Raw genomic sequence first — 25,304 nt, 5'->3', positions numbered from 1 at the left:
AACGATGTCCTTCTCGCTCGACCCCGCAACCGCAATCTCCGATCCCCACGGCATCTCCTGGGGCATGCACCCGATCACCTGGCGCAATGACGACATCCCCGAGGTCGGCGCCTTCAACACCCTGGAGGACATGCTCCTCGACCTGGCCGACACCGGCTTCGCCGGCACCGAGTGCGCCGGCTTCTTCCCTCCCAAGGAGGAGGTCAAGGCCGCCGCTGACGCCCGCGGTATCAAGATCGTCGCCCAGTGGTTCTCCTCCTTCATCCTGCGCGACGGCGTCGAGGCCGTCATCCCCGACTTCGAGGCCACCTGCGCCTACCTGGAGTACCTGGGTGCCACCCGCGTCGTCGTCTCCGAGCAGACCGGCTCGGTCCAGGGCATCCGCGACGTCTGCATCTTCACCAACAAGCCGGTGCTCACCGAGGAGCAGTGGCCCGTCCTGGCCGAGGGGCTCAACCGCCTGGGCGACGTCGCCCACGCCCACGGCCTGGAGCTCGTCTACCACCACCACCTGGGCACGGTCATCCAGACCAAGGACGAGACCATCCGCCTCATGGAGCTGACCGACCCGGCCAAGGTCTCCCTCCTGTTCGACACCGGCCACGCCTACGTGGGCGACGGCGACGTCATGGGCCTGCTGAAGGCCACCATCGACCGCGTCAAGCACGTCCACTTCAAGGACGTGCGCCCTGAGAAGATGGAGGAGTCCCGGGCCGCCGAGCGCTCCTTCCTCGACTCCTTCCTGGCGGGCATGTTCACCGTCCCCGGTGACGGCACGATCGACTTCACGGTGCCCTACAAGTTCCTCGTGGACCACGGCTACCGCGACTGGATCCTGGTGGAGGCCGAGCAGGACCCGGCCATCGCCAACCCCCTGGAGTACGCCCGCAAGGCGCGCGCCCACCTTGAGGGCACGCTCTTCAAGGCCTGAGACGTCACGGGGCCGTCCCGGCCCCCCTCCGGGCCTGCCCCACCAACTGACGCCTCACCCCGACGCTCCCGACCGCCACCAGTCGGGAGCGTCGTCGTTCCCGGGCCACCGAGGAGCACCGACGGGGCGAGCCGCCCACCTCGTTGCGCCCCGACGACCATCACTCTTCGCAAGGGCGCGCTGGCGGGCCTACCCCGAAAAGGGCAATCTTGACCGTGACGGCGCACAGGAGGAAGAGCCATGTCCTCGCCACAGGTCCCAGGCACAGTCAGTGGTTTCTTCTCCGATGTCCGCCGCTGGGAACGCACGGATCACCGCCTCACCCGGACCGACGGTCTGCTGGTCACCTACTGCATCCTCTTCTGGGTGGTCTGCATGGGCCTGGCCACCATCGGTAGCCTTCGCAAGGAGACCTCTCCCGCATCGAGCGCGCTTCTGTGGTGCATGGCCGGCTTCACGGCCTGGGCGGCCCTGCCTCCGCTGCAGCTCATCACCCCCTGGGCGGCTGCCAGGCGAACACTGCGGGCGGCCGCCTCGATCCTGTCGCTCAGTGCGGGAGCCACGGCCCTGGGCCTGCTTCACGGGATCGGGCTGACGACCCAGCGCGCCGCAGTTGCGGACCACCTGCCCACCACCACCCTGCCTGCGACGGGGCTTGTCATCCTCGGAATCGTCGGGCTCGCCGCGCTGCTGCGCAGCACCACTGCGGCACCCCGTTGACGCAGCCCGTCAGCCTGTAGCCTGCGCAGTACTCGGGCCCCGTGCTAGAGGGCCCCACAGCAGACCGTCCGACGGCGCAGGAAGCAGGAGCAGACGGTGACCAGGATTCATGCCGCCACCCAGAGCGACGTCGCCCGCGCCGCCGGAGTCTCGCGCAGCCTGGTCTCGCTGGCGCTAAGCGGCTCCCCCAAGGTCGCGGTCCGCACCCGCGAGCGCATTGAGCAGGTGGCGGCCTCCCTGGGCTACCGGGTCAACGTCTCAGCCTCCTCGCTGGCCCGTCAGCGCTCGACCATCATCGGCCTGGTCCTGCCCAACCTGCGCAACGCCTTCTTCGAGCAGATCGCGGCCTGCCTGGGCCGGGCGGCCGCCCGGCGCGGCCTCACCCTGTTCGTCACGGTCGGTTCGGACCAGTCGGAGGTCCTGCACCGGTCCATCGAGAGCCTGCTCGGCGTACGGGTCGCGGGCATCGTCTTCGTCTCACCCTGGCTGCCCGGTGAGGACCTGCTGGCCATCGGCGAGGAGGTTCCCGTATGCGTCATCGGGCGGCGCAGTCCCGGCGGGAGGGTCGACTCGGTACGGGTCGATGAGGAGGCGGCCGCCCGCCTCATCGTCGACCACCTGGCGGCCTTGAGCATGCGCACCGTCTGCTACATCGGCCCGCGCATGACCGACGAGGCCTCCCGCCGCGACCGCGAGTACTCGCTCGCCCGGGCGGCCAAGGCGGCCGGGATGGACTTCGAGGTGCGCAGCTGCGACGAGGACGCCGGCCCCGCCACCCGGGCGGCGCTGGATGACCACCCCGAGGCGCTCGGCCTGGTCATCCACAACGACGTCCTGGCCATCGACGCCGTCCCCGTGCTGCGCGAGAGCCCCCGCACCCTGGGCGACGACGTCGCCCTGGCCTCCTACGACAACACCTACCTGGCGATGCGCGAGGAGTTCGCGCTGACCAGCGTCGACCAGCCCGAGGACCTGCTGGGCGAGCGGGCGGTGGAGCTGCTGTGCCGGCGCGCGGAGATCATGCCCGACGACGAGCCGGAGGCCGACGCCGGGACCGGGACCGAAGCCCGCAGCATCGTCCTGACCCCCGAGCTCGTCACCCGTGCCTCGTCCCTGGGACGCTGAGGCGCCCCAGGGACGAGATCACGCAGCCGGCTCAGACCGAGAGGGCCTGAGAGGGTCGGAGGGGGTCACTGCGGCGCCGTCAGCGCCGCCATGGTGACGTAGTTGTAGGGCTTGTTGAAGTGGGGCAGGAAGAAGATGTCCAGCAGGGCGAGCTTGTCGATGGTCAGCTTCTCCTGGATGGCCAGGGAGAAGACGTGGATCATCATCGAGATGTCCTCCTGGGAGGCGATCTGACAGCCCAGGATGACGCGGCTGGTGCGGTCGAAGATGATCTTGATGCTCACCAGGTGGTTCGGGGTCCGCATGAACTCGGGCCGCTGGAGGTCGGTGAACTCGGTGACCACCGGGTCGTAGCCGAGCTCACGGGCCCTGGCCGAGGTCAGCCCGGTGGAGACCATCTTGAGGTCGTAGACGCACACACCGTTGGAGCCCTGGACGCCGGCGGACTCGATCGCGGTGCCGCAGGCGTTGTGAGCGGCCACCACGCCCGAGCGCACGGCGTTGGTGGCCAGGGCGATGTAGTTCGGGGCGTCGGCGGCGTTGTCGTGGACGGTGGCGCAGTCACCGATGGCGTAGACGTCCTCACGGCTGGTGCGCTGGTGGAGGTCGACGAGGTAGGCGCCGTTGTCGAAGAGCTCGAGCTCGCCGCGCCCCAGCTCGTTGTTGGGGCGGAAGCCCACGGAGGCGACGACCATGTCGACGTCGAAGCCCTCCTTGTCGGTCACCAGGCGCTCGACGCGACCGTTCCCCTCAACGGCGACCACCTTCTGCCCCAGGGCCAGATGGATGCCGTGATCGGTGAGGGTCCGGCTCATGCGCTCACCGAAGTCGGGGTCGTAGTAGCCCTCCAGGGGCACCTCGGCGACGTCGACGAGCGTGACCTCGCGGCCCAGGCGCTCGAAGGCCTCGGCGAGCTCGACGCCGATGTACCCCGCACCGATGACGGCGATGCGCCTGATCGACTCGTCCTGGAGCTTGTCCACCACCTCGGCGGCATTCTGGTAGAGCTTGATGAACTGGACGTTGTCCAGGGTGGCCTGGAACTCCCGGGTCCCCTCGACCAGCTCGATGCCCGCGACCGGCGGGACGATCGGGGAGGAGCCGGTAGCCAGGATGAGCTTGTCGTAGCTCTCGGTACGGGCCACGCCGTCGGCGACGACGTGGACCTCCTTGGCGTCGAAGTCGACGGACTCGACGACGGTGTTCATGTGGACGGTGGCGCCAGCGGCCTCGAGCTGAGCCTTGTCGGAGTAGAACAGGCCCTCCGACCCGGCGATCTGCTGACCGACCCACAGGGCGATGCCGCAGCCGAGGAAGGAGATGTTCGAGTTCTGGTCGAAGACCACGACCTCGCTGTCCGCCCCGTAGCTGCCCAGAATGGTGTTGACACAGGCGGTGCCGGCGTGGTTGGCGCCGATGACGACGATCTTGCTCATGGTCAGGGTCCTTGCGTCGGGGAGCGAGGGGAGCCACCGGTTCAGTAGTCCTCACCAGCTCCGGCTTATATCGATCCCACATAGATCACAGGTTAATAACGGCGAAACGCCCATGAAGACATAGGACACAAGTCCCCATTGGCTCCCACCGTCTTGAGGATGTCTCAGACACGCCTTCGCACCAGCCGTCCCCACTCTGTTCGGCTCGCCCTGTTCGGCACACCGCCGCGCACCCACTCGGGGACCACAGTCCCACACCCTCCACTCATCTCACCGACCGTCCGCCTTTGTCGTGACGAAGTTCTCAGAACCGGTTGACACCGCCATCGCCGGACACCACACTGGAACCGTGAGTTCACGCGCGTGAATTCGTGCCAACGCACCGCTCACGCACAACTCCACGCATGACTCCGCAAGTCACCCGCTCGTCAATGAGGACACCTGAGGCAACCATGAGCACCACCCCCCTGTCAGTCGCCGTCATCGGTGCCGGTATGGCCGGCACCACCCACGCCAACGCCTGGCGCCAGGTTGGAACCGTCTTCGACCTGGGCCTGCCACCGGTCCGCCTGCACACCATCGCCGACGCCCACCTCCCCTTCGCCGAGGACGCCGCCCAGCGCTACGGCTACGAGCGCGCCGTGGACGACTGGCGCGTCGTGGCCGAGGACCCGGAGATCGACATCGTCTCCATCGTGGTGGGCAACGCCCTGCACCGCGAGATCGCCGAGGTCCTCATCAGGGCCGGCAAGCACGTCCTGTGCGAGAAGCCCCTGGCGGACACGCTCGAGTCCGCCCGCGCCATGGCCCAGGCGGAGAAGGAGGCCGGTGTCGTCACCGCCGTCGGCTTCACCTACCGCCGCAACGCCGCTGTGGCCGAGCTCGCCAAGCTCGTCGCCGAGGGCCACCTGGGCGAGATCAACCACTTCGACGGCCGTTACTGGTGCGACTACGGCGTCGACCCGGCCACCCCTATGGCCTGGCGCTACAAGGGCCCCATGGGCTCGGGCGCGCTGGGCGACGTCGGCAGCCACCTCATCGACACCGCCGAGGTCATCTGCGGTCCCATCGTCTCGGTCTCGGGCGCCGCCATGATGACCTCCATCAAGGAGCGCCCCGTGGCCACCGGCCACGTCACCCGCGGCACCGCCCTGGACACGGAGAACGCCACCTACGAGCCGGTGGAGAACGACGACGTCGCCACCTTCACCGCGCACTTCGCCAACGGCGCCGTGGGCACCTTCTCCTGCTCACGCGTGGCCTGGGGGCTGCCCAACTCCCTCATGGTCGACGTGCTGGGCACCAAGGGCCGCGTCTCCTGGGACCTGGCCCGCTGCGGCGAGATCAAGATCGACGACGTCAACTCCCCCGCCGGCCTGGGCGGAGCCCGCCGCGTCCTGGTCAATCCCGACTTCCCCTACTTCGCGCGGGGCTCCTCCATGGCCTTCGGCGGGGTCGGACTGACCCAGATCGAGCAGTTCACCTACCAGGCCCACGCCTTCCTCCAGCAGGTCGCCTGCCTCACCCTCGAGCAGGGTGCCCTGCCCCGCTGCGCCAGCTTCGCCGACGGCTACCGGGAGATGCTTCTGGCCGACGCCGTGGCCCGCTCGGCAGCCGCCGGGGGCGCCGCCGTCGACGTCGCGGACCTGCCCGAGCTCGCGAGCCTGTGAGGCCCCCGCGCCACCCGAGCCGCCGGCCATCCCGATAGATGGCAGGTAGCCACGCCAAGAACAGACACACAGACACACCCAGACACCCAAGGAGACCACTCATGCCACTGACCTACGGCGCCTACACCGCCTGCCTCCAGGACCGCTCCCTGTCCGAGGCCCTCGACGTCCTCAAGGACGCGGGCCTGACCGGGGCGGAGGTCAACGTCGGAGGATTCATCCCCTCTCCGCACTGCCCCGTTGACGCCCTGCTGTCCTCATCCACCGCCCGCGACGAGTACCTGGGCCTGTTCAAGGACAAGGGAATGCGGCTGTCCGGCCTCAACACCTCGGGCAACCCCACCTCGCCGCTGCCCAACGAGGGGCTCAAGCACGCTGAGGACATTCGCAACGCCATCCGCCTGGCCGGCCTGCTGGGTGTGGGCGAGATCGTCACCATGTCCGGAACCCCGGGCACCGATCCGAGTGCGAAGTACCCCACCTGGGTCGTCAACCCGTGGAACGGGATTGACATGGAGATCCTGGACTACCAGTGGAGCGTCGTCGTGCCCTTCTTCAAGGAGATCGACGCCCTGGCCCGTGACAACGGCGTCCAGGTCTGCCTGGAGCTGCACCCGCGCAACCTGGTCTTCAACGTTCCCTCCTTCGAGCGGCTCATCGAGGAGACCGGGGCGACCCACATCAAGGTCAACATGGATCCCTCCCACCTGTTCTGGCAGCAGATGGACCCGATCGCGGCCACCAGGCGCCTGGGCTCCCTCGTGGGGCACGTCCATGCCAAGGACACGAGGGTCCTCCCCGGTGCCGCCTACCGCGGGGTCCTGGACACCGACTTCGCTCACGTGCCCGCTGAGGCCGAGGGCAAGGTCCCGGTGGCCTACGGCTACTGGTGCAACGCCTGGCCCGAGGACCCGGCCTGGCGGTTCGTCGCCTTCGGCCTGGGCCACGACACCGGCTACTGGGCCGAGTTCCTGACCGCCATCGCCGAGGTCGACCCGGAGATGAACGTCAACATCGAGCACGAGGACGCCGAGTACGGCAACGTCGAGGGGCTCCAGATCTCCGCGCGCAACCTGCTGGAGGCCGCCGCCGGGCTCTGAGCGGACTTCTCGCGGGCGCCGCAGACGACTTACGCGCCCTCGCACCTCTCACCGCGCCGACGGCGAGGCCCCCCGCCCACCGGTCCTCGCCGTCGGCGTGCGTCCGCTAGGCTAAGTAAACGTCAGGACAAATCCTGAGTTTCCGCTTCGCCCGTCACCACCCGCAGCTCCTTCGCAGCTCCTTCTCAACGCCGAGAGGCCGACCCGTGCTCCCCACCTTGACCGCAACCGCCTGGATCCTGCTCATGGTTGTGGCGGCCCTGTGCGGCATCGCCAAGACCGCCCTGCCCGGGGCAGCCACCATCGCCGTGGCCCTGTGCACCGCAGTACTGCCGGCCAAGGAGTCCACCGGCGCCATCCTGCTCATGCTCATGACCGGCGACCTGCTCGCCGTGTGGAGCTACCGCCGGGACGCCGACTTCCGCATGCTGCGCAGGCTCGTCCCCGCGGTCCTGGCGGGGGTGGGGGCCGGCGCCCTGTTCCTGCACCTGGCCTCCAACGACTCCACGCGACGTCTCATCGGCGTCATCCTGCTGGCCCTGGTCGCCATCACCCTCCTCCAACGACGCCGGGCAAGCAGGAGCGGACCCGACGACGCACCCGAGGAGCAGGAACAGCTGCCGGCCTCAACCGCCCCGACGGCGTCCAGCCGCCTCGCCCGACTGGTCTACGGCAGCCTGGCCGGCTTCACCACGATGGTCGCCAATGCCGGCGGGCCGGTGACCTCCATGTACTTCCTGGCCTGTCGCTACCCGGTCAAGGCCTTCCTGGGCACGACCGCCTGGTTCTTCTTCCTGGTCAACCTCGTCAAGCTGCCCTTCTCCATCTCGGCCGGCCTGGTCAACGCCGCGACGCTGTCTCTGGCCGCCGTCGCCGCGCCGGTCGTCATCGTCTCGGCCCTGGTCGGCCGCCGGCTCGCCGAGCGCATGGACCAGCGGGTCTTCGAGCCGATCATCGTCGTGCTGACCATCATCTCCGCACTGCCCCTACTGCGCTAGGTCGGGCCGCGGCGGAGGACAGGCCGACAACCCCTATTTCTCCGGCCTACAAAACAGGCCCCCACCAGCGAGTATTTCCCTCAAGTCCGCCTGTCTGACATCACATCTCCGCCTCACGCTGGAGCATTGACGCGATTTATCCTGACCGTTACCGTATTCATCAGTATGAAGAGTGCGGCCGGTATTGATTATGTCGACGTTTCGCCAGGCAGGAACGCCGGCGACGCCGTTGACGACCGCGCACTCCCGACACCTGCCCCGGTTTCCCCCTCCTCCCCCTCTCCCGACGCCTCCCTCGACACCACCGGAGCCGAAGGCGCCGAGGGCTCCGAAACCGCTACGGCCTCCACCGACTTCGAGGCCGTAGTGGAGGCGCCCGTTCTGGTCAGCGGCGACGTCCACGCCGTCATGCTGGGACTGTGGGCCTCGGGGCTCAGGTGCGTCATGGTCTACGCCGTGGCCCCCGCCGTCGGCGCCGCCGGCCCCCTGGCAGTCGGAACGGCCCTGGTCATCCAGGTCGCCGGCGCCGCCGTGAGCCTCAGCGGCGCCCACTCACTGTGGACGCGCCGCTGCCGTGGACGCCGCGTCTACGCCCTCATCACGGCCCTCACCTGCCTGTGTACCCTGGCGGCCCTGCTGGCGCCCACCGGGTTCTAGCCCCTCATACAGCTCGACCATGAATCCCTCGGCAGCCCCACTCCCCTCCCCTCCCACCCGCGCTTCCCGGGCGATGGCGCTCCTGCGACGCTGGATGTCGGCAGCGGCCGCCCTCATCCTGCTGATCATCACTGTCAGCGGCACGATCCTGCCGAACCAGGGGGAGATCCTGCACTCGCTGAACCCTGGCGCGCACTCCCACAACGTCGGCCCCAACCAGGTCTCACTGCCTCAGGCGATCACGACGATCGAGCGCGCTCACCCCGACGAGCCCGTCGTGTCCGCCGCGTGGGTCGACGACGTCATCGAGGTCAGGAGCGGGCAAGCCACCTACGCGATCGACCCCTCCACCGGCGGCGAGATCGGCCGGGTGCCCGCTGCTCCGTCCTGGATCGCCGCTCTGGACAACCTGCACCGCTGCCTCCTGTCCTGCCAGGGCCCTGGTCATGTGCGCTGGGTGTCCCAGGAGATCCCCCATACCCGCTGGTGGGACGAGAGCAGGGGCCTGACCGTCGGCAGCCTTATCGTGGTCACGTCCGGCGTGGTCCTGACGGTTCTCGCCGTCAGCGGACTCAGGGTGTGGTGGCCGCTGCAGCGTTACCGGCGCACCGCCCTGTCCGCTCGCTGGCGCAGCAGGCGTCTGTCGAGGGACACCGATCTGCTCAAGGCGGCCGGGCTGGTCCTCCTTCCTCTGCTGTTCCTGTGGGGCTACTACGCCAGCGCCTTCGACATCCACCTCAGCCGGCCGTCCTCACCCACCTCCGTCACGGTGGCCGAGGCCCCGACCGAGCACACCCGCACCGGCCAGGGCCGGGACATTGGTCCGCACCGCGCCGTCGCAGCGGCTCAGGAGGCGCGCGAGGGCAGGCCGGTCGCCCTGTTCCTCCCCGAGCCGGGCGACCCCTCGTCGACCTACGCGGTCTGGCTCTCCCAGGATGCGCAGGGCGCCCACCAGCGGCCTGGCGGCAGCGTCGCGGTAAGCGTCGACCCCGGTAGCGGGCGGACCACGGTCCCATCCGCCCCCGACCGGAAGCCGACCACTCGGGCCGGTTAGCCCTCTGCACACCCCAGCCCGAGCCCTGAGCATGTGCCCGTTCCCACATCACAAGACGAATTGAGACCGGGCCTTTGGTCGCAGACAACCCGCAGGTAGAGGCACAATCGGACCCGTACGGCACCGGAATGAGCCGGCGCCCCTGACTCCAAGACAACGCGAGAAGGACCCAACGTGGCGCGCAGTATCTACATCGCCTCACCCAACGCCGGAACCGGGAAGTCAACGGTGGCTCTCGGACTGGTCTCCTGCCTGACGAAGGTGGTTGCCAAGGTCGGAGTCTTCCGCCCCTTCGTGGAGAGCCGCGAAGGCGACGCCTTCCTCAGCCTCCTGCTGAACCGCGCCGGCTCCGCCACGCACGCCGAGCAGTGCGTCGGCGCGACCTGGGACGAGTTCCACGCCGACCCCGAGGAGGCCCTGGCCCGCATCGTCGACGCCTACCGGGCCCTGGCGCGTGAGCACGACGTCGTCATCATCGACGGCTCGGACTTCACCGACGTCGCCGGCAACCCCGAGCTGGCCCTCAACGCCCGGGTGGCCGCCAACATCGGTGTGCCGGTGCTGCTGGTGGTCTCCGGCCAGCACGACGCCGAGGACGTCGTCGGCTCCGTGGAGGTCTCCATGGCCGAGATCGCCGACAACCACGCCCGCACCGTCGCGGTGGTGGCCAACAAGTGCCGTCCCGACAACCGCCAGGCCGTCACCGACGCCCTGACCGCCATCGAGGGCATCACCTCCACCACGCTGCCCGAGGTGCCGCTGCTGGCCGCGCCCGCGGTGCGCGAGGTGCTGGACGCCGTCGAGGGCACGCTCATCGCCGGCGACGAGACCCTCCTGGACCGCGAGGCGGAGTCCGTTCTCGTGTGCGCCATGGACGTCTCCCACGTCCTGGAGCGCCTGACCGCGGGCCAGCTCGCCATCGTGCCGGCCGACCGCTCCGCCATGCTCATCTCACTCATGGCGGCCCAGGCCTCCTCCAGCTTCCCGATCCTGTCCGGTCTCGTCCTCAACGGCGGCTTCGAGGTGGCGCCCCACGCGCTGCGCCTCCTGGAGGGCCTGGACGTCAACATCCCGGTCATCACCTCCCCGCTGGACACCTTCGCCGCGGCCTCGGCGGCCGGCTCCCTCCAGGGCCTGCTCGCCCACGGCTCCGAGCGCAAGATCGACGTCGCCGTGACCACCTTCGAGCAGGAGGCCGACGTCGACGCCCTGCTGTCCGCCCTGGAGGTCGAGCCCTCCGAGGTCGTCACCCCCATCATGTTCCAGGCCGAGCTGGTGGATCGTTCGCGCACCAACCGCAGGACGATCGTGCTGCCCGAGCCCGACGACGACCGGGTCCTGCGGGCCGCCGACGCCATCCTGCGACGCGGCATCGCCGACCTGGTGCTGCTGGGCGATGAGACCACGGTGCGCGCCCGCGCCACCGAGCTGGGCCTGGACATCGCCGCCGCCCGGGTCATCGCCACGGGCGACCCCGAGCTGCTGGAGAAGTACGCCGAGGAGTTCGCCCGCCTGCGCGCCAAGAAGGGCGTCACCCTGGAGCAGGCCCGCGAGAAGGTCCAGGACGTGTCCTACTTCGGCACGATGATGGTCCACATGGGAGACGCCGACGGCATGGTCTCGGGCGCGGCCCACACCACCGCCCACACGATCGTCCCCTCCTTCCAGATCATCAAGACCAAGCCGGGAACCTCGATCGTCTCCTCGGTCTTCCTCATGCTCCTGCAGGACCGGGTGCTCGTCTACGGCGACTGCGCCGTCAACCCCGAGCCCAACGCCGCCGAGCTGGCCGACATCGCCATCTCCTCGGCCGCCACCGCCCGCCAGTTCGGCGTCGAGCCGCGCGTGGCGATGCTGTCCTTCTCCACCGGGACCTCCGGCAAGGGAGCGGACGTCGACAAGGTCCGTGAGGCCACCGAGCTGGTGCGGGCCAAGGAGCCCGACCTCGCCGTCGAGGGCCCCATCCAGTACGACGCCGCCATCGACCCGACCGTCGCCGCGAAGAAGGCCCCCGACTCGCTCGTGGCCGGGCGGGCCAACGTCTTCATCTTCCCGGACCTGTCCAGCGGCAACATCGGCTACAAGGCGGTGCAGCGCTCCTCGGGCGCCATCGCCATCGGCCCGGTCCTCCAGGGCCTCAACAAGCCGGTCAACGACCTCTCGCGCGGCGCCCTGGTGGAGGACATCATCAACACCGTCGCCATCACAGCCGTCCAGGCCCAGGGCTGAGGCCCAGTGAGACCCGGTGTCGGGGCCGCCGACCACTCGGCCCGGTCCCGACCCCGCTGGATCTCAGTGAGAACTCAGTCAGACCCTGCCAGGATCTCCGTCAGGCTCCCCGTCCGTCATCCCCGCGTCCATCCCATACCGTTCTTGAAAGGCACCTCGTGACTCAGCGCACCGTCCTCGTTATCAACTCCGGCTCCTCCTCCATCAAGTACCAGCTGGTCGACCCCGACTCGGGCGCCTCGCTCGCCTCCGGCCTGGTGGAGCGCATCGGTGAGGAGACCGGCGCCATCATCCACAAGCACGGCGAGGAGCGCACCGAGATCACCGAGCCGGTCCCCGACCACGGCTACGGCCTGTCCGAGGTGCTGCGCCTGTTCGAGGAGCAGGGCCCCTCACTGGCCGACGCCCACATCGTGGCCGTGGGTCACCGCGTCGTCCAGGGAGGGCGCTACTTCTCCGGCCCGGCTCTTATCGATGACGAGGTCGTGGCCCGTATCGAGCAGCTCGTGCCGCTGGGTCCCCTGCACAACCCCGCCCACCTCAAGGGCATTGAGGTGGGACGCCGGCTCCTGTCCGACGTGCCGCACGTGGCCGTCTTCGACACCGCCTTCTTCCAGGACCTGCCCGAGGAGGCCGCCCGCTACGCCCTGGACCGCGAGGTCGCCGACACCTACTCCATCCGCCGCTACGGCGCCCACGGCACCAGCCACCAGTTCGTCTCCGGGGCGGTTTCCGAGCTCCTGGGCCGCGACGACCTCAAGCAGATCGTCCTGCACCTGGGCAACGGCGCCTCGGCGTCGGCGGTCGTGGCGGGGCACGCCGTGGACACCTCCATGGGCCTGACCCCGCTGGAGGGCCTGGTCATGGGCGGGCGCACCGGTGACATCGACCCGGCCGCCGTCTTCCACCTGGCCCGTGTGGGCGGCATGTCGATCGAGGAGATCGACCACCTGTTCAACCGCGGCTCGGGCATGAAGGGGCTGGCCGGCGACAACGACATGCGCGAGGTCCGCAAGCGCATCGACGCCGGCGAGCAGGAGGCTCGCGAGGCCATGGACATCTACCTGCACCGCCTCGTGAAGTACGTGGGCGCCTACACCGCCGTCATGGGCGGTCTGGACGCGCTGACCTTCACCGCCGGCATCGGTGAGAACGACGCGAACCTGCGCCGCGAGCTCTGCGAGCGCCTCGCCTTCATGGGTGTGACGATCGACCCCGAGCTCAACGCAGTCCGCTCCGACGAGCCGCGCGTCATCTCCACCCCGGACTCGAGGGTCACCGTGCTCGTGGTGCCCACCAACGAGGAGCTCGCCATCGCGCGCCAGTCACTCACCCTCATCTGAGTCCCCGGAGGCCGACGTCGGCCCACCCGGAGCGGATCATCACCGGGACATCACCGCGCGGTGCCGCAGCCGACCCTTTCGGAGTGGCTGCGGCACCGCTGTCGTCCCCCGAGGGGGACAGATAGGCTGACGACGATGCGCTCATAGGAGTTCAGGCGCTTGCATGGATTCATGAGCATCGCGCCCCCGACCACCTCGCTGACCTCCCCCCTGTCGGCCACGACGCCCGCACCGCCCACCGTCTCCTTCCCTGAGCCGGACATCGCGGCCGGCAGCCCCGTCGCCAGCCCGGTCACCAACCCGGTCGGCAGCCCGGCCACCGCCCCTGTTGCTCATCCCGCCGGTGCTGTCTACGGGCTCCTCGGTCCCACCGGAGCCGGTAAGTCCACCGTCCTCAAGCTGCTGCTGGGAGCGGTCCGCCCGACGTCGGGCAGCATCAGCGCCCTGGGACATCAGGTCACTCCCCATCACGGCCTGCCTCCGGGAACGATCGGCTCCCGCATTGAGGGCCCCTCCTACTACCCGAGCCTGACCGGCAGGGAGAACCTCGCCATGATGGCCTCCCACCTGGGCCTGCCGAGCAGACGCGTCGAGCACGCCCTGGCTGCCGCCGGACTGACCGGACAGGAGAACCTGCGGGTCAGGCGCTACGCGGCGGAGATGAAGCAGCGCCTCGCTCTGGCCATGGCGCTCCCGACCGACCCGCCCCTCATGCTGCTGGACGAGCCCACCAAGGGGCTCGGCCCGGCCGCAGCGGAACAGATCCGTCAGATCATCGTCACCCTGGCCCGCCAGGAGGGCAGGACGATCATCGTCTCCTCCCAGGTTCTCTCGGAGATCGAGCAGATCGCCGACACCGTGGGCATCATCAGTGCCGGGGGCCTGCGCTACCAGGGCCCCCTGTCCGGGCTGGACAGCGACGGCGTCATCGAGATGACCGTCTCCGCGCCCACAGCCGTCTCCACGCTTCTGACCTTCCTCGGAATCGCCCATGAGGTGCGCCGGGGGCGGTGCGCACCGCCTGGTACTGGGAGAACCGCAAGGCTCCCAACTGGTGGTACTGGGCAGCCGTTACCGTTCTGTGCACCCTGTCGTCCCTGTCCGGCTACCTGCAGTACCGGACCTATCAGGCCGACCTCCCGGCCCAGGGCATCACCTGGGATGCCCTCTGGCCTCATTCCACGCTGCTGCTCTCCATGTGGCTTACCGCTGGCTCTGGGCGGCTTCGCGGCGCAGCTGGCAGCAGATGAGGGCCAGCCGTCTGGAGGCGACCGTGATCGCGGGCAAGCTGCTCCATGGGCTGCAGGTCGCGGTCGCCACCACCGCGATCCTCGTCCTGACCACTGCGATCACCGGGCTCGTCGCCGGCTTCGGTCCGATGGGCCTGGCCGCCTACCTGCCGCGGTTCGCTGCCGTGGCACTGGGGATGTGGGTCATTCTGACCTTCGTCACCTGGCTGGGGTCTCATCATGAGGTCCTACGCCGCCACGATGACCGCCGTGCTCCTGGGGGCAGTCGCGGGAACGGCGATGCTCCTCTCGGCCCGGCCGCTGAGTGCGCTCAACCCCATGACCGCATTGACCCGAGCCACCGCGTCCCGAGGACCCGCCTGGACCGCATCGCCGAGTGGTACCGGGCCAGCCCGGCGGGGCGGTGGGCCGTCGTCATCATCAACAACGTGGCTCTCATGGTGAAGATGATCAAGAGCGACTCCGCAGAGTTCCTCATCCCGCTGTTGGTGAGCGTCTACACCCTGATTGCCATCGCAAGCGTTCGGGATCGGATCCTGGGCATCGGCGCCACCCTGGTCTTCCTGTTCATCCCCTGTCTCGCGTCGTTCAACGGCCCCCTGCCGGGGCTCATGCGGGAGAGGGTGCCGCTGTCGGACTTCATGCAGGAGGCAGGATTCCTCATCGCCGTGGTCACCGTGGCGTCGATCACCCGATCGCGTCGGGAGGCCCTGGAGCACGGGGACGCCCAGCTCGCCTCCCAGAGGGCCGAGCAGCAGCTTGTGGTGCAGCGTGACGCCGCCCGGTACCAGGCCAGGGCGGCGGCCGAGCTCCACGACTCCGTGGGCCACTCCCTGACCGCGATCATCGCCCTGTCCGAGGGGCTCCACGGCGCCGGCGGCAGCCCGGACGTCAACGAGGCCATCGACCTGGTCAACTCGCTGGCCCGCGACGGCCTGGCCGACACGAGGAGCGCCGTCGCCTCGCTGCAGTCCTCACCCGACATCCTCGACTACTTCGGCTCCGGCGTGGTGACCGCCTCGAACCCAGTGGTCGTCACCGACGCACGCGGCTGGGACCAGCTGGAGAACCTGCTGACCACGGTACGGGCGACCGGAATCAGTGCGGCCCTGACCGAGACCGGTCTGCGCCCCAGCAGCACAGTGGCGGAACGAGCGATCGGGGAGCTCGTCTACATCGTCGTCCGGGAGGCCCTGACCAACGTCATGCGGCACGCCGAGGGTGCCACGCGCGTCGTGGTGTCCCTGGACCACACCGGCTCATCCACCCGGATCACCGTGTCCGACAACGGACACGTCACCGTACGCAGCGACGCCTCGCAGGACTCCCCCGAGGAGTCGACCGGTCACGGACTGGCCAACCTGGCCTCCGTGATCCGCGAGCGCGGCGGAGCGTTCGACGTCGGTCCCAGCATCGCTCCGGGCTCCGGCGGCTGGGTGCTGAGCGCCGTCATCCCGGTCTACATCCCCCTTCAGGAGGAAGCATGACCACCGTCTCACTCCCCTCCTCGCCGGCTCCGGAGAGGCTCGCCCCAATCACGGTGATGATCGTTGATGACCAGAAGGCGACCCGTATGGGCCTGTCACTCATCATCAACCGGGCGGATGACCTGAGGGTCGTGGCCGAGGCTGCCCACGGTCAGGACGCGCTCGACCAGCTCGCCGACCGGTTCCAGGAACGCCGCCCGCTTCCCGACGTCATTCTCATGGATGTGCGCATGCCGGTGCTCAACGGGATCGACGCCACGGCGCGCATCACCCAGCTCTACCCCTCGATACGGACCCTGGTGCTGACTACCTGCGACCAGGACGAGTTCGCCTTCGGTGCGCTGTCCGCGGGCGCCTCGACCGTCTCAGCCCGCGTGAGCGCGAGGTGGCCGAGCTGGTGTCCCAGGGGCTGACGAACACGGAGATCGCTCAGCGACTCGTCCTGGCCCCGGACTCGGTCAAGAAGAACGCCACCCGGATCCTGACGAAGCTGGACCTGCGTGACCGGGTCCAGCTCGTCCTCCTCATGCGCGACGCCCAGCCCTGACCCGTCTCGCCACCCGGGGTCTTAGCCGAGGCCGGCTGTCAGGACCATCGACCAGTACCAATGGCCCCGCCCATGATCTCCATTGATCACGGGCGGGGCCATTGAGGCCGCAGGCTTCAGGCCGCCGTCGCCAGAGCCGGAGCCATGACGGACTGCTCGGCTGGGGCGGGGGCCCGGTAGACGAGGCGGGACTGAGCCAGGTAGTTGACGATGAAGAGCGTGGAGTCGACGAGCACCTTGGCCAGCCACAGAGGCGCCCCGGCGCCGGTGAGGACCGAGATACCGACGTACGACGTCGCCGCGACCCCGCCCTGGACGGCCGCGTAGCCGCCGGCGGAGCGCCAGAAGGTCTCCGGGGCGGCCCGGAACAGGCGCCGGTTGAGCAGGAAGCCCAGGGTGCAGGAGACGATCCGGGCGCCGACGACGGCGTAGAGGACCGAGCCGGTCAGTGAGTTGAGGACGAGGGCCAGGACGTAGTCGACCGTCCAACCGGAGAAGGACACGGTGGCGAAGAGGATGACCGTGGGGATGCGGCGGCGCAGGTGGGCCAGCCGATTGAGGACCGTGGGGCGGGACACGGGTGAGGAGGTGGCCGGCGTGGGGAGGGCGGGGCTCGTCGTCATGGCTTCAGCCTCGCCCGCAGGCTTATGCCGCCTGTTTGACGCGCCTGTGCCGTTCCTGTGAGAGACCGCGGGCCACCAGGGTCAGTCCTGGGTCCCAGAGCCCAGGTTCTCAGAACAGGGTGCCACCGGCCTCGCGCAAGCGGGCTCGACGGGCGGCCGTCGCACCGGGGACGACATCGCCGTCAGTCCGCATGTCAGTCCCCGACGAGGGGCCGGTCCCCTCACCATCGGTCTCATGAGTGCTCACGCCGGGCCACCCCGGGCCCGATGGGACCGGCTCGCCCCGCTGGTAGGCGGTGGCGGCGCCGCGGGCCCGGGAGTCGGCGGCCTCGTTCATGGGGTGGCCGACGTGGCCGCGCACCCACTCGAAGCGCACCTTACGGCCCGCGAGCGCGGCGTCGAGGTCCTTGACGAGGTCGGCGTTGAGGACAGGCTTGCCGTCGGCCTTGCGCCAGCCGCGCCTCTTCCAGCCGTGGCGCCACTTGGTCAGTGAGTTGATGACGTACTGGGAGTCGCACTGGATGAGGAGCTCCTCACCGGCGAGTCCGGCGGCCTGCGTGGCCCGCAGGAGCTCGAGGACGGCGGTGAGCTCGCCGCGGTTGTTGGTCGAGCTCTCCCAGCCTCCGGCGGCCCAGCAGTCGTCATCCACGTACCAGGCCCAGCCGGCCGGTCCCGGGTTGCCCAGGGAGGAGCCGTCGGCAGCAGCAGTCAGAGTCATGGGCGCACTCTACCCACCAACCCCGGTAAGTCCCGGGCAGGCCAACCTCCCGTGCCGGTATCACCGCCGTGCTAGTCTGCCCGTCAGCAAGAATGATCTTGCTCAACTGAAACAAATTCTCGAGAGGTACACCGATGTCCTCCACGCTGCACGCCCTGTCAGCATCGTCAGCGTCATCCGGCACGCTCATTGCCGCACGCTGGTACGACTACATCCCTATCGCCATCTACTTCGCCTTCGTCATCGGCGTCGGGCTCATCGCCCGGTCCAAGGCGGCCACGGCAGACGGCTTCCTCACCTCGGGCCGTTCCCTGCCGGCCTGGGTCACCGGTATCGCCTTTGTCTCGGCGAACCTCGGTGCGGTTGAGATCATGGGGATGTCCGCCAACGGTGCCGAGTACGGCATGCCGACCTTCCACTACTTCTGGATCGGCGCGGTCCCGGCCATGATCTTCCTGGGTCTGGTCATGATGCCCTTCTACTACGGCTCCAAGGTGCGCTCGGTGCCCGAGTTCATGCTCAAGCGCTACGGCACCGCCGCCCACCTGGTCAACGCGCTCAGCTTCGCCCTGGCCCAGCTGCTCATCGCCGGCATCAACCTGTACCTGCTGGGCAAGATCATGAACTGGCTGCTGGGCTGGCCCCTGTGGGTGGGGCTCATCGTCGCCGCCGTCATCGTCTTCTCCTACATCACGATGGGAGGGCTCTCCGCAGCGATCTACAACGAGGTCCTCCAGTTCTTCGTCATCGTGGCGGCGCTGCTGCCCCTGACCCTCATCGGCCTGCACCGTGTGGGCGGCTGGCAGGGCCTGACCGACAAGATCACCGACGCCGCCAACCTCGCCGGCACCGACCCGTCCCAGCAGCTGCACTCCTGGCCCGGCAACTCGATCTCCGGCTTCGACTCCAATGTGCTGTCCGTCATCGGTCTGGTCTTCGGCCTGGGCTTCGTGCTGTCCTTCGGCTACTGGACGACGAACTTCGTCGAGGTGCAGCGGGCGATGGCCTCGGACTCGATCTCCTCGGCCCAGTCCACCCCGATCATCGGCACCTTCGTCAAGATGTTCGTGCCCTTCCTCGTCATCGTTCCGGGCATGGTCGCCGGCGTCCTGGTCACTGAGGTCCAGCAGCTCAAGTCCGGCGCCAAGACGAGCTACCAGTACAACGACGCGGTCCTCTACCTCATGCGCGACCTGCTGCCCAACGGCCTGCTGGGTCTGGCGATCACGGGCCTGCTGGCCTCCTTCATGGCCGGGATGGCCGCGAACATCTCCGCCTTCAACACCGTGTGGGGCGTGGACATCTACCAGCACTACCTCAAGAAGGACGCCGACGACGCCCACTACCTGAAGGTAGGCAGGCTCTCGACCCTGACGGCCTCCGTCGTCGCGATCCTTACCGCGATCATCGCCTCGAGCTACTCCAACCTCATGGACTACCTCCAGACGCTGTTCTCGATGTTCAACGCGCCGCTGTTCGCGACCTTCATCATCGGTATGTTCTGGAAGCGGGCCACGCCTCAGGCCGGTTGGATCGGACTGGTCAGTGGAACGCTGGGCGCCCTGGGGGTCAACCTCCTCATCTGGACCGAGCGCCTGGTCATGCCGGGACAGGGCGGTGCCTTCCTGGCGGCGGGCGTGGCCTTCACGGTCGACGTCGTCATCACGGTGCTGGTCTCCATGGTCACCCACCCCAAGCCCGACTCCGAGCTCAAGGGCTTCGTCTACGCCCTGACGCCCAGGAGCGAGCGCACCGACCCGCACCTGCACGAGTTGCCCTGGTACCGCCGTCCGATCCCGCTGGGGATCATCGCCGGTCTCATGGTGATCACGCTCAACAGCATCTTCCACTAGCCCCACCCGGATACACGAAGGAGAATACTCATGAGCAATCGTTCACTCACCGACATCCGGGCGGTCATTACCGGAGCGCTGGGCCTCATCGGCCTCTACCTGGTGGTGTGCTCGTTCCTGTTCAACAGCACTGAGGAGATGGACAAGACCGGCGGGATCAACGCCAACCTGTGGGCGGGCCTGGGCCTGCTCGTCATCGCCGCGGGCATGGGCCTGTGGTGGTGGATCAGGCCGAACCCCTCCGGCGGCCAGCAGGACTGAGTCCGCGGGGTCGCCATCGAGACGGCAACTGGGCTTGCTCGCAGATGACTGAGGTCAGCTCCTGTCATCTGCGAGCAAGCCCAGTCCCGGCCAGAGAAGTACGTCCTCGACGCCCCGACCGGCGGCCACAATCGACCTAGCCGGATGAGGACGGCCCTGAGTCCATGCTAGTTGCCAGTCCCATGAGAACCAGACCGACGACGGCCGCCACGACTCCTGCGGCTACCACCGCCTGCTCCCGGCCGGTGCGCTTCTCCCCTAGAACGGTCAGGCCTCCAACGGTGGCCAGGACGAAGCCGAGCTGGGAGAGAGTGAAGCCGGATGCCACGCCCACGGCCGCCGTCGAGCGCAGCATGAGGGCGTTGCCGATCGCCCACAATCCCCCGGCGAGCACCGCCGGGGCGATCCGCGGGCCGCGCAGGGGCGATCTCCGAGGCAGGACGAGGGCGCACAGGACTGCGCCGGCCAGCAGCCCCAGGCCCATGGGGCCCACGGCGTGGGCCGAGGGCACATGGGCGGCGCGCAGCAGCGAGGGGTAGGAGCCGTAGAGGACGGCGGAGGCAGCGGTGGCCAGCAGCCCGTCACGCCGCTGCGCACTCGTGGGGCCGGGGCCGGTGCGCTCCTGCCAGGAGCAGGCGGCTGCCCCCGCCATGATGAGCGCGAGCGCAACCGTCCCCAGGGGCAGGGCGCCGGGGGCGCGCCACTCACCGAAGAGGCTCACCCCCAGGGTGGCGTTGAGCAGGAGCTGAAGGGCGGTGGTCAACGGCATGGTGCGACTGACGCCCCAGGCGCGGAAGGCCCGCAGGACGAAGACCTGGCCACCGGTCCACATGAGCCCGCAGACCGCGCCCCACACGGTGGCGCGTGGGGACCAGGGCACTGCGAGCAGGGCTGAGCACATGAGCGAGACGGCTCCCGCCCCCACCATGACCGCGGTGTTCTGTCGGCGGGTGTCGGTGGGGAAGGCCCCGAGCAGGAGGGAGAGTGCCCCGAACAGCAGGGAGGGCACGAGGGCGACGGCGATGTCCATGGTGAGGGTGAGGCACTATCCGTGACGGGGGCTTCCGAGCGCCCGCGCACGAGCAACGGGGCGCGCCCCAGTGGAGCGCGCCCCGTTGGCCGTGGCTGTTATCAGGCGTCCAGGTCGGTCTCCAGGAGGGCCTTGAGCTCCTCGAGAGCGGCGTCGGCGCCGTCGGCGTCGGAGGCCAGGGTGACAACGTCGCCGAAGCCGGCACCCAGGGTCATCACACCGAGGATGGAGGAGGCGTCAACCGCAGCGCCGCCCTCCTTGGCGATAGTGACCGGGACGCCCTTCTCGGCGACGGCCTTGACGAAGGTGGCGGCGGGACGGGCGTGCAGACCGACCTTGGAAGCGATGGTGGCGGTGACCTGGGCCATGTGAAGCTCCTTGTGACATGTGGGGGCTAGCGGTGCTGGAACCGGATCATGCCCCCGCGCCGGTTTCAGCAGCGCGACGGCTGCCGTCCCGGCTGAGACTACCCGAGATCACGGCTCAGTTGCACTGTTCCGACCTTCAAAAAGGCTGTTGGGCGTGGCGGGGCTCACTCAGGAGCCGGCGTAGGGGGCCAGGACGATCTCCACGCGCTGGAGCTCCTTGACGTCGGCGTAACCGGTGGTGGCCAGCGTGCGGCGCAGAGCGCCCATGATGTTGAGGGTGCCGTCGGCACGGTCGGAGGGGCCGTTGAGGATCTCGGCCATGGTGCCGACCGTGCCCACGTGGCTGCGGAAGCCCCGCGGCAGGCGCTCGTGGCGGGCCTCGGCGCCCCAGTGGTAGCCGCCGCCGGGCGCCTCCTCGGCACGGGCGAGCGCGGCACCGAGCATGACGGCGTCGGCACCGCAGGCGATGGCCTTGACGACGTCCCCGGAGTTGCCCACCGAGCCGTCGGCGATGACGTGGACGTAGCGACCTCCGGACTCGTCGAGGTAGTCGCGCCGGGCTCCGGCGACGTCGGCCACGGCGGTGGCCATGGGCATGTGCAGCCCCAGGACCTGGCGCACCGAGGAGGAGGCGCCGCCGCCCTGCCCCACGAGGACCCCGGCCGCGCCGGTGCGCATGAGGTGGAGGGCGGCGGTGTAGGTGGTCACCCCGCCGACGACGACGGGCACGTCGAGCTCGTAGATGAAGCGCTTGAGGTTGAGGGGCTCGACGGCACCGGAGACGTGCTCGGCCGACACGAAGGAGCCGCGGATGACCAGGAGGTCCACACCCGCCTCGACGACGGTGCGCCAGTGCCGCTGGGTCTGGGCGGGACTGAGCCGCCCGGCGACGACGACGCCAGAGGCCCGGATCTGAGTCAGTCGCTCAGTGATGAGCTCAGGTCGGACGGGGGCCCGGTAGACCTCCTGCAGGACGCTGGTGGCCTGGGACGGGTCGGCCCGGCGGATGCGTTCGAGGGCCTCAGCGGGGTCCTCGTAGCGGGTCCACAGTCCCTCCAGGTCCAGCACGCCGATGCCGCCCAGACGGCCCACCATGATGGCGGTCTCGGGACTCATGACCGAGTCCATGGGCGAGGCCATGACCGGCAGGTCCACGTGGTAGGCGTCGATCTGCCAGCCCACCCGCACCTCGGAGGTGTCACGGGTGCGACGGGCCGGCACCAGGGCGATGTCGTCGAAGGAGTAGGCGCGCAGGGCGCGCTTGGAGCGTCCGATCTCGACCTCTGTGCTCATGGTTCGATCCTAGTGTCCTCGCCCGAGTATCTACCGGACCGACTGGCACTCTGGACGATGCCCTGGACGGAACGCGCAGGCAGTCACCATAGGTGTCGTACCCCGGTGGCATGCTGGACTCATGAGCACCCCGCACTCCTCCTCCGTGTCCGACGCCGCCTCCCCCGCCTGGCCCTTCGGCCCCCTACTCGGTTTCGATACCGAGACCACCGGCGTGGATCCCTCCCGGGACCGCATCGTCACGGCGGCACTCGTCTGGCGCTCGGAGCGTCAGGCCGACGGAGGACGGCGGCAGTCGGTGACCACGTGGCTCGCAGATCCCGGTGTCGAGATTCCCGAGGCCGCCTCCGCGGTCCACGGCGTGACCACCGAGCGGGCCCGGGCAGAGGGGCGGCCGGTGACCGAGGTGCTGGCAGAGGTGAGTGACCACCTGGTGGCGGCGATGGCGGCCGGGTCTCCGGTGGTCGCCTTCAACGCCTCCTACGACCTGACGCTCATGGAGGTCGAGCTCGCCCGTCACGGTCTGCCCACGATGCGCTCGCGCCTGGGGCGCGACCTGGGGCCCATCGCCGATCCCCTGGTCCTGGACCGGGCCGTAGACCGCTACCGCAGAGGCAAGCGCCGCCTGGGCGATCTCTGCGAGGTCTACGGCGTGCAGGTTGATGCGGCCCTGCACACCGCGGAGGTGGACGTGGCCGCCACGCTCGATGTGCTCGAGGCGCTGGCCACGGCTCACCCGCGGGTCTCGGAGCTCAGCGCGGAGGAGCTCGTTGCCTTCCAGGCCCGGACCCACCGCGTCTGGGCGGAGTCCTTCAACGAGTGGCTGGCTCGCAGGAACCCCTCGCGGGCCCCGGCCCAGACCGCCTGGCCCCTGCCGGACTCCCCCGTCGACTGAGTCCTGGGCGGGGAAGGCCGGCTGGGGCGGCGCGTGCGCGCCCGGGACAGGGTCCCACCGGCTCAGGCGCTGTCGCGCCCGGTGTAGTTGGGGGCCTCGACGGTCATCTTGACGTCGTGGGGGTGGGACTCCTTGAGGCCCGCACTCGTGATGCGCACGAACTGCCCGCGCTCCTTGAGCTCGGGGATCGTGCGGGCGCCCACGTAGAACATGGACTGGTGCAGCCCACCCATGAGCTGGTAGACGACATCTCCCAGCGCCCCGGAGTAGGGGACCTGACCCTCGATGCCCTCGGGGACGATCTTGGAGTCGGAGGAGACGTCGGCCTGGAAGTAGCGGTCCTTGGAGTAGGAGGTGCGTCCGCGCGAGCTCATGGCACCCAACGACCCCATGCCGCGGTAGCGCTTCCACTGCTTGCCGTTGACGAAGACGAGGTCCCCGGGAGACTCCGTGCAGCCGGCCAGGAGAGAGCCGAGCATGACCGTCTCCGCCCCGGCCACGAGGGCCTTGGCGATGTCACCGGAGTACTGCAGGCCGCCGTCGGCGATGAGCGGGACCCCGGCGGGGTTGCAGGCGCGAGCCGCCTCATAGATGGCCGTCACCTGAGGCACGCCCACACCGGCGACGACACGGGTGGTGCAGATGGAGCCGGGCCCCACTCCGACCTTGACGGCGTCGACCCCGGCGTCGATGAGCGCCTGGGCCCCCTCGCGGGTGGCGACGTTGCCGCCGATGACCTCGATGCCGCTGAAGGCGGAGTCGGACTTGAGGCGTGAGATCATCTCCAGCGCCAGCTTGGCGCCACCGTTGGCGGTGTCGACGATGAGAACGTCCACGCCGGCGTCAGCCAGGGCGCCGGCACGGTCCCAGGTGTCCCCCCAGTAGCCCACGGCGGCACCCACCACGAGGCGCCCCTCGGCGTCCTTGGTGGCGTTGGGGTACTGCTCGGTCTTGACGAAGTCCTTGACGGTGATGAGGCCGGTGAGGCGCCCCTCGGCGTCGACGAGGGGAAGCTTCTCGATACGGTGCTCGGCCAGGAGCGCCTTGGCGTCCTCCCGTGAGATGCCGGTGGTGCCAGTGACGAGCCGTTCGCGAGGCGTCATGCACTCGCGCACGGTCAGGCTCGCCCAGCGCTCCGGCGGGACGAAGCGCAGGTCGCGGTTGGTGATGATCCCGCGAAGGTTGCCGCCCTCGTCGACGACCGGCAGCCCGGAGACCTTGTAGTGGCCGCAGAGCTCGTCGAGCTGGGCGATCGTGGCCTCCGGCCCGACGGTCACCGGGTCGGTGACCATGCCGGACTCCGAGCGCTTGACGCGCCGGACCTGCTGGGCCTGCTCCTCGATGGACAGGTTGCGGTGAAGGATGCCGATACCGCCCTGACGGGCCATGGCGATGGCCATGTCCGACTCGGTGACGGTGTCCATCGCGGCCGAGAGCAGAGGGGTTGCCAGACTGATCCTCGGCGTCAACCTGGAGGTCGTATCGACCTCGGAGGGGATGACGTCGGTCAGCCTGGGCAGCAGGAGCACGTCGTCGTAGGTGAGTCCGGTAGGGGCAAAGACGTCAGGGCTGGTGATCGAGTCGCTCACGGGGACATCGTAGGACGACCCGACCTTCCCGTGCATATCCGCCGGCACCGGTCCGCCCACCCCGCCAGGCCGGCAGGAACCGGGCGGCCCGGGGGACCGGAGCGAGCACCCGAACCGGCCCTGAGAC

22 protein-coding genes and 1 pseudogene are annotated in these 25,304 nt (G+C 69.2%); 16 read left to right on the top strand and 7 right to left on the bottom strand.

What is annotated here, in order from left to right:
* The first annotated feature begins 4 nt into the window (after positions 1-4).
* The 3 genes from iolE to EL340_RS00220 all read left to right on the top strand — a co-directional run bounded on the left by iolE (position 5) and on the right by EL340_RS00220 (position 2,776).
* The gene (gene iolE / locus EL340_RS00230; RefSeq protein ID WP_126412919.1) at positions 5-931 is read left to right on the top strand and encodes a myo-inosose-2 dehydratase; all 927 of its coding nucleotides are present in this window, start codon (positions 5-7) and stop codon (positions 929-931) included.
* A 240-nt stretch (positions 932-1,171) separates the two neighbouring features.
* Positions 1,172-1,651 carry a pre-mRNA-splicing factor gene (locus EL340_RS00225; protein ID WP_126412918.1) on the top strand — a complete coding sequence of 160 codons (480 nt, stop codon included), beginning with the start codon at positions 1,172-1,174 and terminating at the stop codon, positions 1,649-1,651.
* Positions 1,652-1,747: 96 nt separating this feature from the next.
* The gene (locus EL340_RS00220) at positions 1,748-2,776 is read left to right on the top strand and encodes a LacI family DNA-binding transcriptional regulator (RefSeq protein ID WP_126412917.1); all 1,029 of its coding nucleotides are present in this window, start codon (positions 1,748-1,750) and stop codon (positions 2,774-2,776) included.
* A gap of 65 nt (positions 2,777-2,841) precedes the next feature.
* Here the strand turns inward: EL340_RS00220 and nox are convergent, their stop codons facing one another.
* Positions 2,842-4,212, bottom strand: a complete 1,371-nt coding sequence (gene nox / locus EL340_RS00215; RefSeq protein WP_126412916.1) for a H2O-forming NADH oxidase — start codon at positions 4,210-4,212, stop codon at positions 2,842-2,844.
* 452 nt (positions 4,213-4,664) lie between these two features.
* Here nox and EL340_RS00210 point away from each other — a divergent pair, with 452 nt between their 5' ends.
* The 10 genes and pseudogenes from EL340_RS00210 to EL340_RS00165 all read left to right on the top strand — a co-directional run bounded on the left by EL340_RS00210 (position 4,665) and on the right by EL340_RS00165 (position 16,547).
* Positions 4,665-5,882, top strand: a complete 1,218-nt coding sequence (locus EL340_RS00210; RefSeq protein ID WP_126412915.1) for a Gfo/Idh/MocA family protein — start codon at positions 4,665-4,667, stop codon at positions 5,880-5,882.
* A 101-nt stretch (positions 5,883-5,983) separates the two neighbouring features.
* The gene (locus EL340_RS00205) at positions 5,984-6,982 is read left to right on the top strand and encodes a sugar phosphate isomerase/epimerase family protein (RefSeq protein ID WP_126412914.1); all 999 of its coding nucleotides are present in this window, start codon (positions 5,984-5,986) and stop codon (positions 6,980-6,982) included.
* Positions 6,983-7,188: 206 nt separating this feature from the next.
* Positions 7,189-7,980, top strand: coding sequence for a sulfite exporter TauE/SafE family protein (locus tag EL340_RS00200; protein ID WP_126412913.1), 792 nt, complete (start codon positions 7,189-7,191; stop codon positions 7,978-7,980).
* 165 nt (positions 7,981-8,145) lie between these two features.
* Positions 8,146-8,637 (top strand): hypothetical protein, encoded by a 492-nt coding sequence (locus EL340_RS00195; RefSeq protein WP_126412912.1) that lies wholly within the window; start codon positions 8,146-8,148, stop codon positions 8,635-8,637.
* Between the two features lie 19 nt (positions 8,638-8,656).
* Complete coding sequence (locus tag EL340_RS00190; RefSeq protein WP_126412911.1) at positions 8,657-9,691, top strand: PepSY domain-containing protein; 1,035 nt, start codon at positions 8,657-8,659, stop codon at positions 9,689-9,691.
* A gap of 174 nt (positions 9,692-9,865) precedes the next feature.
* Entirely contained in the window at positions 9,866-11,920 is a 2,055-nt protein-coding gene (gene pta / locus EL340_RS00185; protein ID WP_126412910.1) for a phosphate acetyltransferase, read from the top strand.
* A 158-nt stretch (positions 11,921-12,078) separates the two neighbouring features.
* Complete coding sequence (locus EL340_RS00180) at positions 12,079-13,263, top strand: acetate/propionate family kinase (protein WP_126412909.1); 1,185 nt, start codon at positions 12,079-12,081, stop codon at positions 13,261-13,263.
* Between the two features lie 171 nt (positions 13,264-13,434).
* On the top strand, positions 13,435-14,736 hold the full coding sequence (locus tag EL340_RS15865) for an ABC transporter ATP-binding protein (protein WP_126412908.1): 1,302 nt from the start codon (positions 13,435-13,437) through the stop codon (positions 14,734-14,736).
* Complete coding sequence (locus EL340_RS00170; RefSeq protein ID WP_408608589.1) at positions 14,642-16,000, top strand: sensor histidine kinase; 1,359 nt, start codon at positions 14,642-14,644, stop codon at positions 15,998-16,000. Before EL340_RS15865 ends, EL340_RS00170 begins: the two co-directional genes overlap by 95 nt.
* A pseudogene (locus tag EL340_RS00165) lies at positions 15,997-16,547 on the top strand (response regulator transcription factor). Before EL340_RS00170 ends, EL340_RS00165 begins: the two are co-directional and overlap by 4 nt.
* A gap of 116 nt (positions 16,548-16,663) precedes the next feature.
* On the opposite strand, the gene EL340_RS00160 reads toward EL340_RS00165, so the two are convergent.
* Together EL340_RS00160 and EL340_RS00155 are read right to left on the bottom strand one after the other, a co-directional pair.
* Entirely contained in the window at positions 16,664-17,170 is a 507-nt protein-coding gene (locus tag EL340_RS00160) for a GtrA family protein (protein ID WP_126412906.1), read from the bottom strand.
* Between the two features lie 109 nt (positions 17,171-17,279).
* Positions 17,280-17,888, bottom strand: coding sequence for a ribonuclease H family protein (locus EL340_RS00155; RefSeq protein WP_126412905.1), 609 nt, complete (start codon positions 17,886-17,888; stop codon positions 17,280-17,282).
* Between the two features lie 134 nt (positions 17,889-18,022).
* Here EL340_RS00155 and EL340_RS00150 point away from each other — a divergent pair, with 134 nt between their 5' ends.
* Positions 18,023-19,741, top strand: coding sequence for a sodium:solute symporter family protein (locus EL340_RS00150; RefSeq protein WP_126412904.1), 1,719 nt, complete (start codon positions 18,023-18,025; stop codon positions 19,739-19,741).
* Positions 19,742-19,771: 30 nt separating this feature from the next.
* On the top strand, positions 19,772-20,002 hold the full coding sequence (locus EL340_RS00145) for a hypothetical protein (RefSeq protein ID WP_126412903.1): 231 nt from the start codon (positions 19,772-19,774) through the stop codon (positions 20,000-20,002).
* A gap of 136 nt (positions 20,003-20,138) precedes the next feature.
* On the opposite strand, the gene EL340_RS00140 is transcribed toward EL340_RS00145, so the two are convergent.
* From EL340_RS00140 to EL340_RS00130, 3 genes are all read right to left on the bottom strand, one after another.
* The gene (locus tag EL340_RS00140) at positions 20,139-21,032 is read right to left on the bottom strand and encodes a GRP family sugar transporter (protein ID WP_126412902.1); all 894 of its coding nucleotides are present in this window, start codon (positions 21,030-21,032) and stop codon (positions 20,139-20,141) included.
* A 101-nt stretch (positions 21,033-21,133) separates the two neighbouring features.
* Entirely contained in the window at positions 21,134-21,400 is a 267-nt protein-coding gene (locus EL340_RS00135) for an HPr family phosphocarrier protein (RefSeq protein WP_009233328.1), read from the bottom strand.
* 168 nt (positions 21,401-21,568) lie between these two features.
* Entirely contained in the window at positions 21,569-22,693 is a 1,125-nt protein-coding gene (locus tag EL340_RS00130; RefSeq protein ID WP_126412901.1) for a GuaB3 family IMP dehydrogenase-related protein, read from the bottom strand.
* A 121-nt stretch (positions 22,694-22,814) separates the two neighbouring features.
* On the opposite strand from EL340_RS00130, the gene EL340_RS00125 reads away from it, so the two are divergent.
* Entirely contained in the window at positions 22,815-23,588 is a 774-nt protein-coding gene (locus EL340_RS00125) for an exonuclease domain-containing protein (protein ID WP_126412900.1), read from the top strand.
* A gap of 62 nt (positions 23,589-23,650) precedes the next feature.
* On the opposite strand, the gene guaB is transcribed toward EL340_RS00125, so the two are convergent.
* Entirely contained in the window at positions 23,651-25,213 is a 1,563-nt protein-coding gene (gene guaB, locus EL340_RS00120; protein ID WP_197722323.1) for an IMP dehydrogenase, read from the bottom strand.
* Positions 25,214-25,304: the final 91 nt, after the last annotated feature.

It is taken from the genome of Actinomyces viscosus (genome assembly GCF_900637975.1).
In the GTDB taxonomy this organism is placed as follows: Bacteria; Actinomycetota; Actinomycetes; order Actinomycetales; family Actinomycetaceae; genus Actinomyces; species Actinomyces viscosus.
The sequence above is the reverse complement of the archived record's forward strand: the minus strand, read 5'-3'. Positions and strand labels throughout refer to the sequence as shown.

Bases quoted from the DNA above. Each gene is read 5' to 3' on its own strand.
- EL340_RS00195 (WP_126412912.1), top strand. From the start codon at position 8,146: ATGAAGAGTGCGGCCGGTATTGATTATGTCGACGTTTCGCCAGGCAGG.
- EL340_RS00170 (WP_408608589.1), top strand. From the start codon at position 14,642: ATGGGCCTGGCCGCCTACCTGCCGCGGTTCGCTGCCGTGGCACTGGGG.
- EL340_RS00150 (WP_126412904.1), top strand. From the start codon at position 18,023: ATGTCCTCCACGCTGCACGCCCTGTCAGCATCGTCAGCGTCATCCGGC.
- nox (WP_126412916.1), bottom strand. From the start codon at position 4,212: ATGAGCAAGATCGTCGTCATCGGCGCCAACCACGCCGGCACCGCCTGT.
- EL340_RS00125 (WP_126412900.1), top strand. From the start codon at position 22,815: ATGAGCACCCCGCACTCCTCCTCCGTGTCCGACGCCGCCTCCCCCGCC.
- EL340_RS00160 (WP_126412906.1), bottom strand. From the start codon at position 17,170: ATGACGACGAGCCCCGCCCTCCCCACGCCGGCCACCTCCTCACCCGTG.
- iolE (WP_126412919.1), top strand. From the start codon at position 5: ATGTCCTTCTCGCTCGACCCCGCAACCGCAATCTCCGATCCCCACGGC.
- EL340_RS00135 (WP_009233328.1), bottom strand. From the start codon at position 21,400: ATGGCCCAGGTCACCGCCACCATCGCTTCCAAGGTCGGTCTGCACGCC.
- EL340_RS00225 (WP_126412918.1), top strand. From the start codon at position 1,172: ATGTCCTCGCCACAGGTCCCAGGCACAGTCAGTGGTTTCTTCTCCGAT.
- EL340_RS00145 (WP_126412903.1), top strand. From the start codon at position 19,772: ATGAGCAATCGTTCACTCACCGACATCCGGGCGGTCATTACCGGAGCG.
- EL340_RS00210 (WP_126412915.1), top strand. From the start codon at position 4,665: ATGAGCACCACCCCCCTGTCAGTCGCCGTCATCGGTGCCGGTATGGCC.
- EL340_RS00155 (WP_126412905.1), bottom strand. From the start codon at position 17,888: ATGACTCTGACTGCTGCTGCCGACGGCTCCTCCCTGGGCAACCCGGGA.
- EL340_RS15865 (WP_126412908.1), top strand. From the start codon at position 13,435: ATGAGCATCGCGCCCCCGACCACCTCGCTGACCTCCCCCCTGTCGGCC.
- EL340_RS00140 (WP_126412902.1), bottom strand. From the start codon at position 21,032: ATGGACATCGCCGTCGCCCTCGTGCCCTCCCTGCTGTTCGGGGCACTC.
- EL340_RS00205 (WP_126412914.1), top strand. From the start codon at position 5,984: ATGCCACTGACCTACGGCGCCTACACCGCCTGCCTCCAGGACCGCTCC.
- EL340_RS00190 (WP_126412911.1), top strand. From the start codon at position 8,657: ATGAATCCCTCGGCAGCCCCACTCCCCTCCCCTCCCACCCGCGCTTCC.
- guaB (WP_197722323.1), bottom strand. From the start codon at position 25,213: ATGCACGGGAAGGTCGGGTCGTCCTACGATGTCCCCGTGAGCGACTCG.
- EL340_RS00130 (WP_126412901.1), bottom strand. From the start codon at position 22,693: ATGAGCACAGAGGTCGAGATCGGACGCTCCAAGCGCGCCCTGCGCGCC.